Annotated in this window: 14 protein-coding genes and 1 CRISPR repeat array; of the genes, 12 read left to right on the forward strand and 2 right to left on the reverse strand. The window is 67.3% G+C overall.

Annotated features, from left to right (window positions below):
- Window positions 1-396 precede the first annotated feature (396 nt).
- The gene (locus J8N05_RS45380) at window positions 397-1,527 is read left to right on the forward strand and encodes a tyrosine-type recombinase/integrase (RefSeq protein ID WP_247706964.1); all 1,131 of its coding nucleotides are present in this window, start codon (window positions 397-399) and stop codon (window positions 1,525-1,527) included.
- A gap of 35 nt (window positions 1,528-1,562) precedes the next feature.
- On the opposite strand, the gene J8N05_RS48260 is transcribed toward J8N05_RS45380, so the two are convergent.
- Window positions 1,563-1,778, reverse strand: coding sequence for a helix-turn-helix domain-containing protein (locus J8N05_RS48260; RefSeq protein ID WP_210893741.1), 216 nt, complete (start codon window positions 1,776-1,778; stop codon window positions 1,563-1,565).
- Entirely contained in the window at window positions 1,775-2,302 is a 528-nt protein-coding gene (locus J8N05_RS45390) for a WhiB family transcriptional regulator (RefSeq protein ID WP_247706965.1), read from the reverse strand. The genes J8N05_RS48260 and J8N05_RS45390 overlap by 4 nt, the downstream gene beginning before the upstream one ends.
- Window positions 2,303-2,612: 310 nt before the next feature.
- A CRISPR array of direct repeats spans window positions 2,613-3,800; the repeat unit is 29 nt; unit sequence GGGTCCATCCCCGCGTGCGCGGGGAGCAG.
- Window positions 3,801-4,051: 251 nt separating this feature from the next.
- Here J8N05_RS45390 and cas3 point away from each other — a divergent pair.
- From cas3 to J8N05_RS48265, 11 genes are all read left to right on the forward strand, one after another.
- Window positions 4,052-6,973 (forward strand): CRISPR-associated helicase Cas3', encoded by a 2,922-nt coding sequence (gene cas3, locus J8N05_RS45395; RefSeq protein WP_210893743.1) that lies wholly within the window; start codon window positions 4,052-4,054, stop codon window positions 6,971-6,973.
- 25 nt (window positions 6,974-6,998) lie between these two features.
- On the forward strand, window positions 6,999-8,699 hold the full coding sequence (casA, locus tag J8N05_RS45400) for a type I-E CRISPR-associated protein Cse1/CasA (RefSeq protein ID WP_210894392.1): 1,701 nt from the start codon (window positions 6,999-7,001) through the stop codon (window positions 8,697-8,699).
- Window positions 8,696-9,406, forward strand: a complete 711-nt coding sequence (casB, locus tag J8N05_RS45405; RefSeq protein ID WP_210893745.1) for a type I-E CRISPR-associated protein Cse2/CasB — start codon at window positions 8,696-8,698, stop codon at window positions 9,404-9,406. The genes casA and casB overlap by 4 nt, the downstream gene beginning before the upstream one ends.
- Window positions 9,403-10,602, forward strand: coding sequence for a type I-E CRISPR-associated protein Cas7/Cse4/CasC (cas7e, locus tag J8N05_RS45410; RefSeq protein WP_210893747.1), 1,200 nt, complete (start codon window positions 9,403-9,405; stop codon window positions 10,600-10,602). The genes casB and cas7e overlap by 4 nt, the downstream gene beginning before the upstream one ends.
- Window positions 10,599-11,345, forward strand: a complete 747-nt coding sequence (cas5e, locus tag J8N05_RS45415; protein WP_210893749.1) for a type I-E CRISPR-associated protein Cas5/CasD — start codon at window positions 10,599-10,601, stop codon at window positions 11,343-11,345. Before cas7e ends, cas5e begins: the two co-directional genes overlap by 4 nt.
- Window positions 11,345-12,109 carry a type I-E CRISPR-associated protein Cas6/Cse3/CasE gene (gene cas6e / locus J8N05_RS45420; RefSeq protein WP_210893751.1) on the forward strand — a complete coding sequence of 255 codons (765 nt, stop codon included), beginning with the start codon at window positions 11,345-11,347 and terminating at the stop codon, window positions 12,107-12,109. The genes cas5e and cas6e overlap by 1 nt, the downstream gene beginning before the upstream one ends.
- Before the next feature lie 4 nt (window positions 12,110-12,113).
- Window positions 12,114-13,073 (forward strand): type I-E CRISPR-associated endonuclease Cas1e, encoded by a 960-nt coding sequence (gene cas1e / locus J8N05_RS45425; protein ID WP_210893753.1) that lies wholly within the window; start codon window positions 12,114-12,116, stop codon window positions 13,071-13,073.
- The gene (cas2e, locus tag J8N05_RS45430) at window positions 13,070-13,420 is read left to right on the forward strand and encodes a type I-E CRISPR-associated endoribonuclease Cas2e (protein ID WP_210893754.1); all 351 of its coding nucleotides are present in this window, start codon (window positions 13,070-13,072) and stop codon (window positions 13,418-13,420) included. The genes cas1e and cas2e overlap by 4 nt, the downstream gene beginning before the upstream one ends.
- 1,415 nt (window positions 13,421-14,835) lie before the next feature.
- Complete coding sequence (locus J8N05_RS45435) at window positions 14,836-15,318, forward strand: hypothetical protein (RefSeq protein WP_210893756.1); 483 nt, start codon at window positions 14,836-14,838, stop codon at window positions 15,316-15,318.
- 9 nt (window positions 15,319-15,327) lie between these two features.
- Window positions 15,328-18,024 (forward strand): HD domain-containing protein, encoded by a 2,697-nt coding sequence (locus J8N05_RS45440; RefSeq protein ID WP_210893758.1) that lies wholly within the window; start codon window positions 15,328-15,330, stop codon window positions 18,022-18,024.
- A complete protein-coding gene (locus J8N05_RS48265; RefSeq protein WP_407700020.1) occupies window positions 18,008-18,199 on the forward strand; it encodes a phospholipase D-like domain-containing protein in 192 nt (63 codons plus the stop codon). Before J8N05_RS45440 ends, J8N05_RS48265 begins: the two co-directional genes overlap by 17 nt.
- The last annotated feature ends 14 nt before the right edge of the window (window positions 18,200-18,213 follow it).

Genomic DNA, 18,213 nt, shown 5'->3' on the forward strand with positions numbered 1-18,213 from the left:
CGCCGACACACCGGCTTCGAGGAGCGGACACACCCCGGCCCGGCCCGCCCATCGGTCGGGACGACCTGGCGAGAGTTCGAGGCACCGAACAGCGGTCCGCCCTGCCGAAGCGTCGAGCAGGGCGCGTGACCTTCGCCGCCTCAAGGTCGATACTGCCGATGACGGCACTCCCACCGACCCCCATACAGCTGCCCCGGAGAACTGACGGCCCGCCAAGGTCCACCGCCCGCGCATACCCTTCGAACAGCACGAACGCAGGCAGGACGCCCGCCTGCCAGGCCCTCCAGGAGGTACGGATGAAGATGCTCATCAACGTCCCGTAGTTTGGCGCGGCCGCAGGTCACGGCCATGCTGTGGGGCCACTGGTCAGCAAAGTCCCAGCATGAGTCAGGAGACGTGCAGTTGCCGACCCAACTCCCACGCGGCATGGGCAGCTTCCTCAAGAGCTGCACCTGCGTGCGACAGAACCGCTGCCGGCACCCCTACGTCATTCGCTACCGCGACGCCACCGGCCGCCAGCGCGAGGAAACGGGGTACAGCACACAGCAGTCGGCACTCGACCGGCTGACGAAGGTGTACGAGGAGAAGCGCAGCACCCCGCGCGCGACGGCCGACCTGAAGCGCGAGATTGGGCAACAGCGCCTCGGGGCCTACGCCTCCTCCTGGCTCGCCCGGCAGCGCCACTACGCACCCGGCAGCATCCGGTCGGTCAAGCAAGTGCTCCACGGTCAGGTACTTCCGGTCCTGGAGTCTCGCCGGGTGAACACGTTCACTTCAACAGTAGTTGAAGACTTCATCATGTCTATGGAGGAACGTTCCGTCGGACTGGCCGCTCAGCAGAACGCCTTCGACACCCTGAAGAAGATCGTCCTCGACGCACACCGGCGGGGCGGCTTGCCTCAGAACCCCTTCGAGGGCGTGGTCCCGCCGGAGTACGTCCCGCGAAAGATCACCATCCCGACTCTGGACGAGGTCCACTCCATCAAGGCAGTGGCAAGTGATGAGCTCCGCGTCATCATCGACCTCATGTCCGGCTGCGGCCTTCGAAACGGTGAAGCCTTCGCCGCCAACACCGACCGGATGGTCTCGGACGACGTGTACCGCGTCACGGAACAGATCGAAGGGAAGACGCGTCAACAAGCACGCCTCAAACATCGCAAGGCCGGAGAGTTCCGCGAGACTCCGATGCCAAGGACCGTGCGCAAGTCACTCCTGCGCTTCATGAACGAGAAGGGCACCGACGACGACGGCTACCTGCTCCGTACCCAGCGGTCCGCACACTGGGCACACACGACCCTGGGCTATCAGTGGAGTGCAGCCAAGAAGCGGGCAGGCATCACGCACCGCCTGACTGCCTACTCCCTGCGCCATTTCTTTGCGTCCAACTGCCTGGCCAATGGCATACCCATTACGGACGTCGCCGACTGGATGGGCCATAAGAACATCAACATGACGTTCCGGATCTACCGTCATCTTATGCCGGCGTCGATCGGCCGCGCCGCAAAGGTTCTCAATCAGGGCCTGTAACGACAGCGGGGCCGGGAGGATCCTCCCGGCCCCGCTCATGACATCTTCTGCTGCCGTGCCCAACTGTCCAGATCTCCGACCCGGAACCTGAGCTTTCCGCCGAAGTAGTAGCGGGGCAACCCATGACGTTGGGACTCCCGGTACATCCAGCGCCGACTCATACCGAGGTACGAGGCTGCCTCATCAACCCTCAGATACTGGCATTCGACCTCCGTTTCGCGGCCGCCATGCGTTGAGCCATGTTCTTTCAAGTCGAGTCCTTCATACGCTCATCCCGCGATGAGGTACCCAAACCTGGCGAGCCATCAACTCTGTTGCGTCGTTCGCGTCGCAACAGCTTCTTGACGTGCGGCTCGGACACCTTCAGGGCGGCGGAAACACGGTGAAGCGGCGCCGCGGTTAGAATCGCGATGCGAACGAGTTCCTTCCGCTCAACTCTGTTGAGAAATACATCTCTTCCCGACAGCGCCGCTTCGACGCGTGCAGGATTGCAACGCAACTGAAATCGGGCTCCACCAGCGCCACGCTCCTCCTCTGTCGTACCACCACGGATGCCATGGGCATCGCCGGACTCCAGGGCGCTCTCAAGACAGGCGCCTTGCACGGGACAGGTTGAGCAGATCCGCTTTGCTATACCTATCCGCTCGCCGTCCTTTCCAGCCGGAAAAAACAGGTCAGGATCTGCCGCCACCTCAGCGGCCGTGGCACACGCCGCCGCCACCTGCCATGTCTGATCTCCCCTTAGCCGGAACTCCTCGGGCCTTTCATCGTGCACGCATACATCCTTGTTCGAAGTCTCTGCAGTTTGCGGACCACAAACGGTCCCGTACTGCACAGCATCCGCAGCATCGCCGGTTTCCCTAACCGGCAATGCTGAGCTATATTGCGCGACTTGGCCGGCCGCCGCGGGTCCATCCCCGCGTGTCCGGGGAGCAGCCCTCGTCGTCGTACGTGCCGGAGTCCTCGTGGGGTCCATCCCCGTATGCGCGGGGAGCAGTTGGCCAGCCAGTCCAGCCACCCCGCACTGGGTCCATCCCCATGCGCGGGGAGCAGCTCGGCCGGAACATGGCCGACCTGGGCGGCACGGGTCCATCCCCGCGTGCGCGGGGAGCAGTACAACGACCGGCTGTTCACCAGCTGGTACGGGGGTCCATCCCCACGTGCGCGGGGAGCAGGTGACGGGCTGGGCGAGGGCCAGGAGCCCCGTGGGTCCATCCCCGCGTGCGCGGGGAGCAGGGGGCTTGGATCAGCTCGGGGCCGTCTTCCTTGGGTCCATCCCCGCGTGCGCGGGGAGCAGCAGGGCGCGGCGCCGGCTGACGCCGAGGGGGCGGGTCCATCCCCGCGTGCGCGGGGAGCAGTCGTACGCGTTGCGCGCCATCGGCCCGGCGTGGGGTCCATCCCCGCGTGCGCGGGGAGCAGGAGCTGCGCGCCGCCTGCCTGGACTGGTCGCGGGGTCCATCCCCGCGTGCGCGGGGAGCAGCCGCCCTCGTTGTAGCCCTCTACGGGCGGGTTGGGTCCATCCCCGCGTGCGCGGGGAGCAGGTCCGGTCGTGGGTGCGGGCCTGCTCCGGATGGGGTCCATCCCCGCGTGCGCGGGGAGCAGTTCAACCCGGGAGACTGCCAGGTCACCCGCATGGGTCCATCCCCGCGTGCGCGGGGAGCAGATCCCGACCGTGCGGCTCACCTCAGGTGACGCGGGTCCATCCCCGCGTGCGCGGGGAGCAGACCCCGCAGGGCGTGCTCGCTCTGGCGCAGCAGGGTCCATCCCCGCGTGCGTGGGGAGCAGATTGGCAACTACGAATCCGAGCTACACGAACAGGGTCCATCCCCGCGTGCGTGGGGAGCAGGAAGCCCGCGCTCTCGCCGACCACCTCGTCGAGGGTCCATCCCCGCGTGCGTGGGGAGCAGATCTCCAGCGACCAGATCGCCGACGGGATCTTGGGTCCATCCCCGCGTGCGTGGGGAGCAGGATGTAGGTCTCCAGGCGGCGGATGCCGTCCTGGGTCCATCCCCGCGTGCGTGGGGAGCAGCACTCTGTCGACCGGGCTGCCGCGCGTCGCAAGGGTCCATCCCCGCGTGCGTGGGGAGCAGTGGCCGACCAGAAGCCGACCGTGGGACGGATCGGGTCCATCCCCGCGTGCGTGGGGAGCAGCATGAAGGTCAAACAGTGGTCGGGAGGGCGGGGGGTCCATCCCCGCGTGCGTGGGGAGCAGGTACGTCTCGCCGACTTCCCCGCCTGCGACTCGGGTCCATCCCCGCGTGCGTGGGGAGCAGACTGCGTGACCTGGGACTTTACTGTCGCTCCGCTCGGTTTCCGAGCAGTTTCATCGATTCCGGCAAACAGGTCATAACAGAGGCTCGTTCGGGTCGTAGTGTGCAGCGGGCTCTGCCCGGTGGAAGAGCCATCGGCGGATGATACGGCTTGTCGTGTGCGGGCACGCTGATTGCGCAGGAATGGCTTCCTCGGTCAATGGATTTTCCTCGTATGCCGGTTGTGGCCTGCGATTTGGCTGTATGCATCAGGGATGACGGGTGGAGGGGAGCTCCGGTCGGGGCTGAGCGGGCGGTTGTCGGGCCCGGTGCGGAGCGTGTGGGCCAAGCACGATCGGGACACCGAGGGCTGGTTGCCTCTGTGGTGCCATATGGAGGACAGCGGCTCCGTGGCCGGGCTGTTGTGGGATCGCTGGGTGTCCTCGAACGTGCGGGCTCTGGTGGCCGAGGCGTTGCCCGGCGGGGAGGAGGACGCCCGGCTTCTCGCGGTGTGGCTGGCGGTCGTGCACGACATCGGCAAGGCCACTCCCGCTTTCGCCTGTCAGGTCGATCAGCTCGCCGACCGGATGCGTCGGGAGGGCCTGGAGATGCCCACCCGGCGGCAGTTCGGCGCCGACCGCAAACTGGCCCCGCACGGTCTGGCGGGGCAGGTGCTGCTTGGTGAGTGGCTCGAAGAGCGTCATGGCTGGACGCGGAAGCAGTCCGGGCAGTTCGGCATCGTGCCGGGCGGCCATCACGGGGTGCCTCCGGAGCATGGGCAGATCAAGGAACTGGACGACCGCCCGCATCTGCTGCGTACCCCCGGCCCCAGCCGCCCGGTGTGGCAGCGGGTGCAGGACGAGTTGCTCGACGCGTGCGCCGACGAATACGGCGTACGCCGGCGCCTGGGTGCGTGGCGGGCGGTGAAGTTGCCGCAGCCGGTTCAGGTGCTGCTGACGGCTCTGGTGATCATGGCCGACTGGATTGCCAGCAATCCCGAGCTGTTTCCGTATTTTCCGCAGGAGATCCACCGTACGGGCCAGGAGCGGATGGCCGCTGCCTGGCGGGGGCTGAGCCTGCCGCCGCCCTGGCGGCCCGTCGAGCCGGCCGGGGACGTAGAGGAGGTTTTCGCGTCCCGTTTCGATCTGCCGCCGGGGGCGAAGGTCCGGCCCGTGCAGGAGGCGGCGGTCCGGTTGGCCCGCTCGATGCCCGCGCCGGGTCTGATGGTGATCGAGGCGCCGATGGGTGAGGGGAAGACGGAGGCCGCGCTGGCCGTTGCCGAGATCTTCGCGGCCCGCTCCGGCGCGGGCGGTGTGCTTCTCGCGTTGCCGACCATGGCCACCGGCAACGCGATGTTTCCCCGTCTGCTGGACTGGCTGGAGCGGCTGCCCGCCGAGGAAGGCGCCCGGCTGTCCGTTCTGCTGGCGCACTCCAAGGCTGCCCTCAACGACGACTACGCCGGTCTGATGCGCGAAAGCCGGCAGCAGATCACCGCCGTGGACACGGACGCCGAGACACCCGAGTGGCGGCCACGGCACGAAAAGCGGTCCGCTCCCGCGGAGTTGGTCGCGCACGAGTGGCTGCGGGGCCGCAAGAAGGCAATGCTGTCGTCGTTCGTCGCCGGGACCGTCGATCAACTGCTGTTCGCCGGGCTGAAGAGCCGGCACCTGGCGCTGCGCCATCTCGCGGTCGCGGGCAAGGTCGTCGTGATCGACGAGGCGCACGCGTACGACACGTACATGAGCGTCTATCTGGACCGGGTGCTGTCGTGGCTGGGTGCCTACCGGGTTCCGGTGGTGGTGCTGTCCGCGACGCTGCCCGCGGCCCGGCGCCGTCAGCTCGCCGAGGCCTACGCGGGAGCGGTCACCGTGGCCGGTTCGGGCGCCGGTGCCGCGGAGTTCGAGGCAGTGGCGCAGACCGACGCCTATCCCCTGCTGACCGCCGTTGCGGCCGGACGGCACCCCGTGATGGAGCGCCCCGCCGCGTCCGCGCGGGGCGGTGCCGTTCACGTCGAGCCTCTCGACGAGGATCTGGATGTCCTGGCCGACCGGCTCGCCGCCGAACTCGACCGCGGCGGCTGTGTCCTGGTGGTCCGTAACACCGTCCGGCGAGTCCTGGACACCGCCCGGGTGCTGCGCGAGCGGTTCGGTGACGAGCACGTGACCGTCGCGCACTCGTGCTTCCTCGACATCGACCGGGCGGCCAACGACGCCGACCTGCTGGTCCGCTTCGGCCCGCCCGGGAAGACAGGAGACCGTCGCCCGGTCAAGCACATCGTGGTCGCCAGCCAGGTGGCCGAACAGTCCCTCGATGTCGACTTCGACCTGCTCGTCACCGACCTGTGCCCGGTCGACCTGCTGCTCCAGCGCATGGGACGTCTCCACCGCCACCAACGGGGCCCAGGGCAGGGACACCGGCCCGAAGGATTGCGCACGGCGAACTGCCTGGTGACCGGCGTGGACTGGGGTAGCGAGGTGCCGACGCCGGTGCGGGGCTCGGTCGCCGTGTACGGGGCGTACGCGCTGCTGCGCTCGGCGGCCGTGCTGCTGCCCCACCTTGAGGGTGCGCGCCGACCGGTGCAACTGCCCCGCGACATCAGCGCGCTGGTGCAGGAAGCGTACGGCGACGCGCCGACCGGCCCCGAGGGCTGGGCCGAGGCGATGACAAAGGCACTTGAGCAGCAGAAGCGGCACCGCACGGATCAGGCGGAGCGCGCCCAGGTGTTCCGCCTCGGCGACGTCCAAAAGCCAGGGCGGCCGCTCATCGGCTGGATCGCGGCCGGAGCGGGCGACGCGGACGACACCCGTGCGGGCAGGGCCCAGGTGCGGGACAGCAAGGAAAGCCTGGAAGTCGTCGTCGTACAGCGCCGCTTGGACGGGTCGTTGGCCACGGTGCCGTGGCTGGACAAGGGCAGGGGCGGGCTGGAACTGCCCCTGGACCGGGTCCCGTCGCCGAAGGCGGCCCGGGCGGCCGCCGGGTGCGGGCTACGTCTGCCCATCCAGTTCTCGTACGGCGACGTGATGGACCGGGCGATCACAGAACTCGAAAAGCTCTACGTGCCTGCCTGGCAGGCGAAGGACAGCCCCTGGCTCGCCGGCCAGCTGATTCTCGCGCTCGACGCCGATTGTCAGACCCGCCTGGCAGGCTTCTCCCTCCACTACAGCCAGCGGGACGGCCTTGAGGTGAGCAGTGACTGAAGCAAGCACGGCGAGCACCGCGCGCATGGCGGAAGACGAGTTGGTGTCCGAGGCGCCGTCCCGGGTGTCGTTCGATCTGACCACCCGGCCGTGGATACCGGTCCAGCAACTGGACGGCACCCAGACTGAGCTCTCCCTGCACGAGGTTTTCACCCAGGCTGACGGACTGCGCCGGATCGTCGGGGACCTTCCCACGCAGGAGTTCGCCCTCCTGCGCCTCCTCCTCGCCCTCGCCCATGACGCTCTCGACGGGCCGCGGGACATCGAGCACTGGTCGGACCTGTGGGCCGATGACAACTGCTTCGCACCCGTTCCCGCATACCTTGCGCAGCACCGCGACCGATTTGACCTGCTGCACCCGGTGACACCGTTCTTCCAGGTCGCGGACCTGCGCACGGCACGGGACGAAGTCTTCTCCCTCAACCGGATCGTCGCCGACGTCCCGAACGGCGAGCCCTTCTTCAGCTCCCGCCAGCCGGCCGTCGACCGTCTCGGCTTCGCCGAGGCCGCCCGCTGGATCGTCCACACACACGCCTACGACACCTCCGGCATCAAGACCGGCGTCGACGGCGACGACCGCGCCAAGAACGGCAAGGTGTATCCGCTGGGGGTCGGCTGGACCGGCACCCTCGGAGGGGTCTTCGCCGAAGGCAGCACCCTGCGGGAAACCCTGCTGCTGAACCTGATCGCCGCGGACACCACCGGCCTGCGGTTCGACCCCGATGACCGCCCCGCCTGGCGCCGGGAACCATCAGGTCCCGGCGTCCACGGAGCGCGGCATCCCTCGGGCGTACGGGACTTGTACACCTGGCAGACGCGGCGGTTGCGGCTCCACTTCGACGCGGACGGAGCGTACGGCGTCGTCCTCGGTTACGGTGACCCGCTCACCGCACACAACATGCACACCCACGAGCCGATGACCGCATGGCGGCGCAGTCCCGCGCAGGAGAAGAAACGCGGTGAGTCACTGGTCTACCTGCCGCGCGAGCACGATCCCGCACGTGCCGCATGGCGAGGGCTTGCTGCTTTGATCGTCAACCGCACGGAGAGCACTCAGGGTTCCGAGGCTGCCCAGGGGTTGCGGCCGGGTGTCCTCGAATGGGTGGCCCGGCTGGTGACCGAGGGAGAGCTGCCGCGCGGCTTTCTCATCCGGGCTCGTGTCATCGGCCCTCTCTACGGCACCCAGCAGTCCGTGATCGACGAGATCGCTGACGACCGTCTCGCCCTGGCGGTCAGGCTCCTCCACCAGCAAGACCGTGCGTACGCGCAGCAGGCCATCGATGCGGTCTCCGACGCGGAAGGAGCCGTCACCGCCCTCGGTGACCTTGCCACCGACCTGGCCCGCGCCTCAGGTATCGAATCGGAGGCGCTCCGGGGTACCGCTCGCGATCTCGGTTTCGCCGCGCTGGACGGCCCGTACCGCACCTGGCTCCACGACCTCGCCCAGGCCGACGACCCGTACGAGCAGCGCAAGGTCTGGCAGCGGGACGCGCACCGCCTGATCACACGGCTGGGCGAGCAGCAGCTGGCCCAGGCGGGCGCGGCCGCGTGGGAAGGCCGGACCATCGAGGCGAAGAAGGGCTCCCTGTGGCTGAACTCCGCGCTCGCCGACCAATGGTTCCGCAGCCGCCTCAACAAAGCCCTCAGCTATCCGTACTCCGGCCGGGAAACCGGTTCCGGCCCCGCGCTCGGCTCTGACTCCTGTGCTGCGAAGGAGCACGCATGACCACCGTTACCGCCACTGTGCCGACCATTCAGCGATGGTTCGCACAGATCACCGGCGAGAGCACCGGCGAGATCATCGCCCCGTTTCAACGGGGCTATCTCACGGACCAGGCCCATGCGGTGGCAGCGCTGGCCAGGCTGCGCCGCGGAGCGGGCAAGAAGTACGAGCAGGTACCGGACCTGTGGGGCCTGGCCGACACGGGCCCGCTCCACAGGAAACTGCACGACTGCGGGCGCCCCCCGAGCGAGGACGAGCTGACCCGCGCGGAGGACGCCGTCCATGTCGCCCTCACCCTGTGGGCCCTGCACCAGCAGTCACGCCCAACGGCGATGCACCTGCGCCACCGCCGCGAGAAGCCGAGGGGCCTGGGCGCTGCTGTGCGAGGTCTGATGCCAAAGGATGAGATCGCCGAGCCGGTCCGCAAACGCCTGGTCCGCGCCGGCACCGCGCCAGATCTGCCCTCCCTCGCCCAGCGGCTGCGCGACCTCGTCCTGCTGCTGCGCGGCAACGACATCGCTCTCGACTACGCGCTGCTCGCCGAGCAGCTCTACCGCTGGCAGCAACCGGGCGGCCAGGACGCCGTACGCCGCGCCTGGGGCCGCTCGTTCCACGCCTACCGCGCCCCCGACGACAAGCACGACCCCGAAGACAGCGCGTCCAGCACTTCGCCCCTCTCCGCCGACACCTCCGACAAGGACGCCTCGTGAACCGCATCTTCCTCGATGTACATGCTCTGCAGACCGTCCCGCCCAGTAACCTGAACCGCGACGACACGGGCGCGCCGAAGTCCGCCCTGTACGGCGGAGTACCCCGGGCCCGTGTCTCCAGTCAGGCGTGGAAGCGTGCCACCCGCTCATACTTCGGCGACGAGCAGCTCCTGGACCCGAGCGAGCTGGGCGTCCGGACGAAGAAGGTCGCCGAAGTCCTCGCCGCCCGCATCACCGCGCTGGAGCCCTCACTGGGGGATGCCGAGGCTCTCCTGCTCGCAGCCGAGGTGATCCAGGGGGCCACGGGATCCAAGATTGAAGTGCCCAGGCGGAAGGCGAACGAGGAGAAGAACGGCGCGGAGGAGCCCCCGCCTCAGTCCAAGTACCTGATGTTCCTCAGTGCCCGGCAGCTCGACGGTCTCGCCGCGTTCGCCGTCGAAGGTGCCGCCGACATCAAGGAATTCCTCAAGGACAAGGACAACAAGGCCCGCGCCAAGCAGATCGCCGACACCCGTCACTCCGTCGACATCGCTCTGTTCGGCCGCATGGTCGCCGACTCCGCCGACATCAATGTCGATGCCGCCGTCCAGGTCGCCCACGCGATCAGCGTGCACCGGGTGGACAACGAATCCGACTACTACACGGCCGTAGACGACCGCAACACCGACGCGGAGCCCGGAGCCGGAATGATCGGTGCCGTCGACTTCAACTCCGCCACCCTTTACCGCTACGCCGCGCTCGGCGTCCACCAGCTCGTCGCCAACCTCGGCGAAGGGCTGCGGGCGGACGAACCCCGCATTGCTCCGGTGCGCCGAGCGGTCGAGGCATTTCTGCACGGCTTCGTCGCCTCTCTGCCCACTGGGAAGATCAACACCTTCGGCAACCACACCCTCCCCGACGCGGTCGTCATCAAGCTCCGCACCACTCGCCCCATCAGTTTCGTCGCGGCCTTCGAAGAGCCCGTATCCGCCGAACAGGGAAGCGGACATCTGTGGGAGGCAGCCGCGCGCCTGGCCAACTACATCTCCGATATCGAGCGGGCTTACGGCGACGGGGAGTCGACCCTGACCTGGGTGCTGCGCGTCGGCCCGAACACCAAGAAGCTCGCAGGGATCGGCACGGAAGCCGGCAGTCTTACTGCGCTCGTCGAGGCGGTCGGCGAGGCGGTCGCCGACCGCATGGAACAGTCCGCATGAGCGTGCTCAGCCTGCGGCTGGCCGGCCCTCTGCAAGCGTGGGGGGCCTCTGCCCGCTTCATTCGGCGTACCACCGAGTCGGCCCCGACCAAGAGCGGGGTGATCGGCATGCTGGCTGCTGCCCAGGGCCTCCAACGCGGTGACGACGCCGGGCTGGCACCGTTGAGCGCCCTGCGCTTCGGCGTGCGCATTGACCAGCCGGGCACGCGCATACGGGATTTCCAGACCGCCCACCACGCGGTCACCGGCAAGTCCATGCCGCTCTCTGAACGCTTCTACCTCGCCGACGCCGTCTTCGTCGCCGCCCTCGAAGGCGACCACACACTCCTCACCACACTCCACACCGCGCTGCGCGCACCGGTCTACCCGCCCTACCTCGGCCGGCGCTCCTGCCCGCCCTCCCTCCCGGTCGAACTCGGCGTCCACCCCGGCATCAGTCTCGACCAGGCGCTGCGCAACGAGCCCTGGCAGGCGTCCGCCTGGCACCAAAAACGCCACCGCGACCGGCCCACGGTGACGCTGGTGATCCTGCGGGAGGCCACCAGCGCCGAACGCGACGGGCAGGAAGACGTACTGCGTGACCAGCCGCTCAGCTTCGCCGCCGAACACCGCCGGCACGCCCTGCGCACCGTGCTCAGCACGACCGTGAACGTCCCCAACCCACTGGCACGCCCCGCACGCCCGCCCGGGCACACCGTGCCGCACCATGACCCGCTCGATGGACTGGAGGAGGAGACCGCCTGATGTATCTGACCCGTTTCCGCGTGAACACCGGACGCCCAGGCGCCCGCCGGCTGCTCTCCTCACCCCAGTCGCTGCACGCCGCGGCCATGTCGTCCTTTCCCGGCCTGCTGCCGACCACAACCGACGGGCCGAGAGTGCTGTGGCGCCTCGACCACAACGCGCGCGCCGAAGTCTTCCTGTACATCGTCAGCCCCGAGCGGCCCGACCTGACCCACCTCGTCGAACAGGCCGGCTGGCCCACCGCCGCCCTCGACCCTGACACACCCGGCTGGCAGACCCGCCCCTACGCCCCGTTCCTCGAACGCCTCACCAAGGGCGGCACCTGGGCGTTCCGGCTCACCGCCAACCCGGTCCACTACATCCGCCGCAAAGACGGCGAACCGACCAAGCGCACCGCCCACCGCACCCCCGTCCACCAGAAGGCATGGCTCCTCGACCGCCAAGAACGCTCAGGCTTCCGGATCGTGGAGAAGAGCGACGAGAACCGGCTCCTGCCCAGCGGCACAACACATAAAGGCCACCGTCACCACGGTGACCGGCACGAGCTGACCGTCCGTGAGCCACGCTCCCTGGCATTCTCCAAATCCGACGAAGCCGGCCCGAAACGGCACCGCGTGACGGTGGTGACCGCCACCTTCGACGGCCGCCTCGAAGTCACCGACCCCGAGGCCCTGCGCCACACCCTCACCCAGGGTCTCGGCAAAGCCAAGGCATACGGCTGCGGCCTGATGACCCTCGCCCCGCTGCCCACGACCACCGAGTGAGCCCGTGACAACCGTCGGCAAACGCACCGCACTCACCCCACGCCACCTCACCCGCACCGCAGAACGTCTCTCCTTCATCTACCTGGAACGCTGCACCATCCACCGGGACGCCAACGCCATCACCGCCGAAGACGCCGACGGCACCACCCACATCCCCTCCGCCACCATCGGCACCCTCCTCCTCGGCCCCGGCACCCGCATCACCCACCAGGCAATGAGCGTCCTCGGCGAAACCGGCGCAGGCGTCGTCTGGGTCGGTGAACACGGCGTCCGCTACTACGCCGGCGGCAGGGCACTGAGCCGCTCCGCCGCCCTCCTCGAAGCCCAGGCCACCAGGTGGGCCAACATGAGCAGCCGCCTCGCCGTCGCCCGCGCCATGTACCGGCTGCGCTTCCCCGACGAAGATCCGGACGGCCTGACCCGCCAACAGCTGCTCGGCCGCGAAGGCGACCGCGTCAAAGACTGCTACCGCGTCCAAGCCGCCCGCACCGGCGTCCGCTGGTCAGGCAGGAAGTACACCCCCGGCGACTTCACCAGCGGCGACCCCGTCAACCAGGCCATCACCGCCGCCGCCCAGTGCATGTACGGCATCGCCCACGCCGTCGTCACCTCCCTGGGATGCAGCCCCGGACTCGGCTTCGTCCACTCCGGCCACGAGCTCTCCTTCGTCCTGGACATCGCCGACCTCTACAAAACCGAGATCGGCATCCCCCTCGCCTTCGACATCGCGGCCGAAGCAGACGAGGACGTCGGCCCCCGCACCCGCCGCGCCCTACGGGACCGCATCAACGACACCGGGCTGCTGAACCGCTGCGTCAACGACATCAAACACCTCCTCCTGCCGAACGACACGAGCAGCAACAGGCACAGCGACGAAGACCGCGTCACGCTCCAGACTGACGGCGGCCACGAAGTCGCCGCCGGACGGAACTACGGTGACGCCGACGAAGCAGTCATCTGGTGACCGTCATCGTCCTCACCAACTGCCCGCCCGGCCTCCGCGGATTCCTGACCCGCTGGCTCCTGGAAATCTCCGCAGGCGTCTTCATCGGCAACCCGTCAGCCAGAATCCGCGACGCCCTGTGGGACGAAGTCCAGCAATACGCCGGCCAAGGCCGCGCCCTACTCGCCCACACCACCAACAACGAACAGGGCTTCACCTTCCGCACCCACGACCACGCCTGGCACCCCACCGACCACGAAGGCCTCACCCTCATCCGACGCCCGAACAACAACACCCCACCCCAGAACAGCGAACCCCCACCCGGCTGGAGCAAAGCATCAAAGCGCCGCCGATTCGGCAGAAACTAAATGCAACCAATGCCCAATTCAAGCAAATTGCCAGAGTCAGTGAAAGTACTCAGAAACCGAGCTGGATTACGGTAAACGCGCAGGTCACGGAGCTGCTCCCCATGCACGCAGGGATGGACCCCGCGCCTCCGGCGACACCGTCGCGGTGCAGCTCTGCTCCCCACGCAGGCGGGGATGGACCCCCGGAGACGCCCTGCTGGGCCGTCGACATGACCTGCTCCCCACGCACGGGGGGATGGACCCGACCTGAAGGAAGCGGCGTCGCAGCTGCGGGACTGCTCCCCACGCACGCGGAGATGGACCCTGGAACCGGACGTCACCAAGTCCCTCCACGGCCTGCTCCCCACGCACGCGGGGATGGACCCGCGATCCGGTGGAGGGTGTAGCTGAGGATGCGCTGCTGCCCACGCACGCGGGGATGGACCCGCCACGACCGGCAGGCCCTGCTCGATGGCGTACTGCTCCCCACACACGCGGGGAGGCCCCCGGCTCATGCGGTGACTGGTTGCCCTCGCAGGCTACTCTCCGCGAATGCGGGCATGGCCCCGTCGGAATGCGAGCGTGGGTATACGGATCAAGTGCCACCTCCGCCCATACAGTGGTGAGCCGTACGCAGCATCCGCGACCTGTCTCTACAGTTGTCGCTTCGGTCAAAATTTTTCGCACTTTCCGACGAGACGATCAATCTGCTAACCATTTAGAAAACCCAACAGGCAAGGCGTCAGCAACATGCAATCGTCTGACGTATGAAAAGCACCGGACACACCTGCTCCCCTGCCCATCGCACACGGAAGCGTCCGCCAGGCAGGAGCTTAATTTTTCCGTAACCCGAAAATATTTCGAGAATGCACGAATTCCTCGCTAGAGCGGGGATGGCCCCAGGCAGGGCGTCAGTTTCACATACTCCCCGCGCGTGCGGGGATGGCATCGGTTGGCTTGCCGAGGTAGTCGCGAAGGTCTGTTCCACGTGCCCGCAGGGGATGGACTAATCCAGGCGATCCTCGGCAACTGGTTCCCGCACTCATAGGAATGCTTTCGCCCGCGAGTTCGTCGGGATCCTGTAGGGGCTCTGTTGTCGTACCGTTCGCTTGGCTGCGACCGAAACTTCGGTGCCAAGGCAGCTGGAGGGAATTTCGACAGACGGCGGCCAGCCGCGGTGCGGGCATTGAGACAGAGCGCGGTAGCGGCTATCAGTGCGGCCGCTCGGCTCGCCCAGAGAACAGCCGGCCCCAAGCCGCGGTTCCAGGCCGCAAGGGGAGCAGCTCCGGCGACCACCGGCCCGTGGCCGAGCATCTTGGCGTTCGCGGCGTGGATCTCGTGGTTCTCCACCATGGTCCTTGTCAGCTGTGCCACACAGGATGCCAAGCAGACGCAAGTTATCTATTCTGACGAGGGGTCATACAGGCGGGGGCGGAATGACATCGGGGGAAGCGGGGCCGGAAGCCGACGAGGTCCGTCGCGAGTTCGCGCTGGAGAGGTACCGGTACATCCTTCAACAGATCAACGCGGTCAACGAGAATGCGCACCGCTTCTTGGCGCTCTATCAGACGCTGGCCACGGCACTTGTCAGTGCGGCACTGGCCCTCTTCGTCGGCTACCGGAACTGGGACGTGCCGGCCTCCACCGCACGAGGCGGGGTCATCGGGTTGCTGATCCTAGCTACGGTGGTTGCCGCCTTCACCAGCACGCTCATCCTGGTGGGAGCCCTGGCCTGGCTCGATTTCCGCAATGAGGAGTGCGATATCACCGACGAGGTGGTCGGTCCCGGATTCCGTAAGCGTCCGCGTCCGGGCAACTTCCTGCGCTGGTACGAGACCTATGTGCTGCTCTTCATCATCGTCTCGGTGATCGCCATGTGGGTGCTCGCCGCACTTCTCCTTCTGCCGGCTATGAGGTGACTGTTCACGGTGCCCGAGCACAGCTACACCAGCACGTCCCTGTGGCGCGAAACTCTCTCCGCACGTCCTGACGGGGACATCCACGCCGAACAGCGCGAGCAGCTCCGTACGTCGTATGTCGAGCTGCGCCGTAAGGCCGCGGTTCTCCTCAAGGAGAACGAGCACAGCATGCCCGACTTCACAGTGCACGACATCAGTCATGTCGATGCCCTGTGGGAAACGGCCGATCTCGTGTGCGGGGGCGAGGTGATGCTCAACCCCGCCGAGGCGTACGTGCTGGCCTGCGCCTTCGTCCTGCACGACACGGCGATGGGGGCCGCAGCGTACGGGACGAGCGTGCAAGAGACTCTGGGCGGCAAGCGCTGGCATGATCTGGTGTCGGTGGCCTACTACGACCGGAGGGGCTGCTGGCCCGAGCCGGACGAGTTGAACGCGCCGCCTGCGGAAATAGCCGAGGCATGCCGGGCGGCCGCGATCCGTCAAACGCATGCGGAGCAGGCACGGCGGCTGGTGGACCAGCCCTGGCCTACCAGCACCGGCAACGAGATCCACCTCATCGGAGAGGTCCCCCTTCGCGAGGTGTACGGCCCCCTGATCGGCGACCTCGCCGCCAGCCACTGGTGGCCTGTAAGCCGGTTGCCAGGCGAGTTCCGCCACACGATTGGGTCGCTGCCCTGGCAGCCAAGTGAATGGACCATCGAGCCGCTCAAGCTGGCCTGCGTCCTCCGGCTGGCCGACGCGACCCAGATCGACAGCCGCCGGGCTCCAACTCTGTTGTTTTCCCTGCGTGATCCACAGGGCACGGCACGCGAGCACTGGCGCTTCCAGGAGCACGTCAGTCGCCCGCGTCGCGAGGGCGACCGCGTCCGGTACACCTCGTTGCGCCCTTTCACCCCGCGAGATGCCGCCTCTTGGTGGCTGGCTCTCGAATATCTCCGCGGTGTGGACCGGGAATTGAGGTCGGTCGACTCCCTCCTGCACGACCTCGGCCGGGACCGATTGGCGGCTCGTGCGGTCGCCGGAGTGGACTCCCCCGAGCGCTTCGCCGAACTCTTCCGCGTACAGGGCTGGCGTCCCATCGACGCGACGATCAAGGTCTCGGACATTCCCGCACTGGTCAAAGGGCTGGGCGGCGAACAGCTGTACGGGGACGAACCCGAGGTTGGCGTCCGGGAACTGTTGCAGAACGCCCAGGACGCGGTCCAGGCCCGGCGCGCCTTGCAACCCGGCTTCGCTGACGGACGCATCGAGGTCAAACTCACCGAAGCTGACGGCGCCTGGTGCTTCGAAATGCGCGATAACGGCGTGGGCATGGATGAGGAGACTCTCATTCACGGTCTCCTCGACTTCGGCAGGAGCGGTTGGAGCTCCCCCGACATCCGCAATAAGCTCCCCGGACTGGCCGACGGCGGTTTCCAGCCCAGCGGCCGGTTCGGCATCGGCTTCTTCTCCGTCTTCCTGCTAGGTGACCGCATCGAGCTGATCACCCGCCGCTATGACTCCTCCACGCAGGACGCCCGACGCCTCTCCTTCGAGGGCCCCTCCCATCGCCCCCTCCTGACACCACTGCCCTTGCACGACTGGGTCCCGGAGGGGACAACCGTCCGTGTCACACTCAAGAGAAGTCCCAACGACGTACTTGGCTTGCTCTATAAAACCGAGGATGACCTACTCACCCAGCTCGTCCGCCGGTTGGCCCTGGAGAACTCAGTTCCCATCCACACCTGGGAGCCCGGTTCCACCGACCCCGATATCCTCACCCCGTTCTCGCTGGCTGCGGGATCACCAGAGGAAGTCTTCGACCGCCTCTACCCCCCCTCAGCCGTCAGCCGGCGCACCGGGGAGGAAAAGCAGCGCCTTCAGGTACGAGATGACTTCACCAGCCAAGCCACCGAATTACTGGACGACAAAGGACAACGCATCGGGCTCGCCACACTCTGGAACAGCCTGCGTCACACGACACGGCGCACCTTCAGGGGCACTGTCACAGTGAACGGCCTGCTCGCCGACACGTCGACGTCCTTCTCCGGATATCTCGCCGGCCGGCCCAGTCGCGCCTCCCGGGACAAGGCGCAACTCGTCGCGGACCAAGACCAGGTCCGGCTCTGGATGCGACGACAGGAACAGCGACTGCGTGAGAACGGAGAGTTCGGCGACCCCGTGCAACTTGAGTTGGCCAACACCTTCACGAAGGCGTTCAACGAACTCCCCGGCGACATCGCCTTCGCTCTCATATCAGAGGGTGTACTGAGACCAGACGATATAGCCGACTGGGCCGCAAGCAAGACCGAGATTTTTTTGGCCGCCGGTACACCTCTGGCCCTGCGGAGCCGACCCCCAGTGGCTTACATCTTCGCGTCCGGGAAAACAGTCAGGCTGCCCGACAACTGGCTCGCCATCTTCAACTCGATACTCGCCCCACCCTTGGCCGATGTCTTCCCAAGCGTCACGGCGTGCGACCCTGCTTACGAATCGGCCCGCAATGACCGCACGCTCACCTGGCAGAAGCAGTGGTGGCGTTGGTCGGGAGACCTGTACGGACTCTTCCTGCGAGCGCTGTGCCAAGCATGGTCGTGCACGATCGAGTCCTTGCTCGCACCCATCCAGCAACGCGACTGGTCAGACGCCCGTTTTCTAGCGAACGAGGATCTGGGCCCGATCTCCGGTTACCTCCTGACCCGCCCCCTACCTGAACGACGAAAGTGAGCATGGTCGACGGCAGCAGCGCGACTATCTGCGCGCCATCGATCAGACTGTTGTCTCCATTCACGTCATGCACCAGAAGATCGCAGTGATCGACGAACGCACCGTGATGCTCGGCAGCCTCAACGCACTCTCCCAGAGCAACACGCGTGAGGTCATACTGACGATGCGCGGCTGATACTTAGCTTGGCG

This window comes from Streptomyces liliiviolaceus, assembly GCF_018070025.1.
GTDB lineage: Bacteria > Actinomycetota > Actinomycetes > Streptomycetales > Streptomycetaceae > Streptomyces > Streptomyces liliiviolaceus.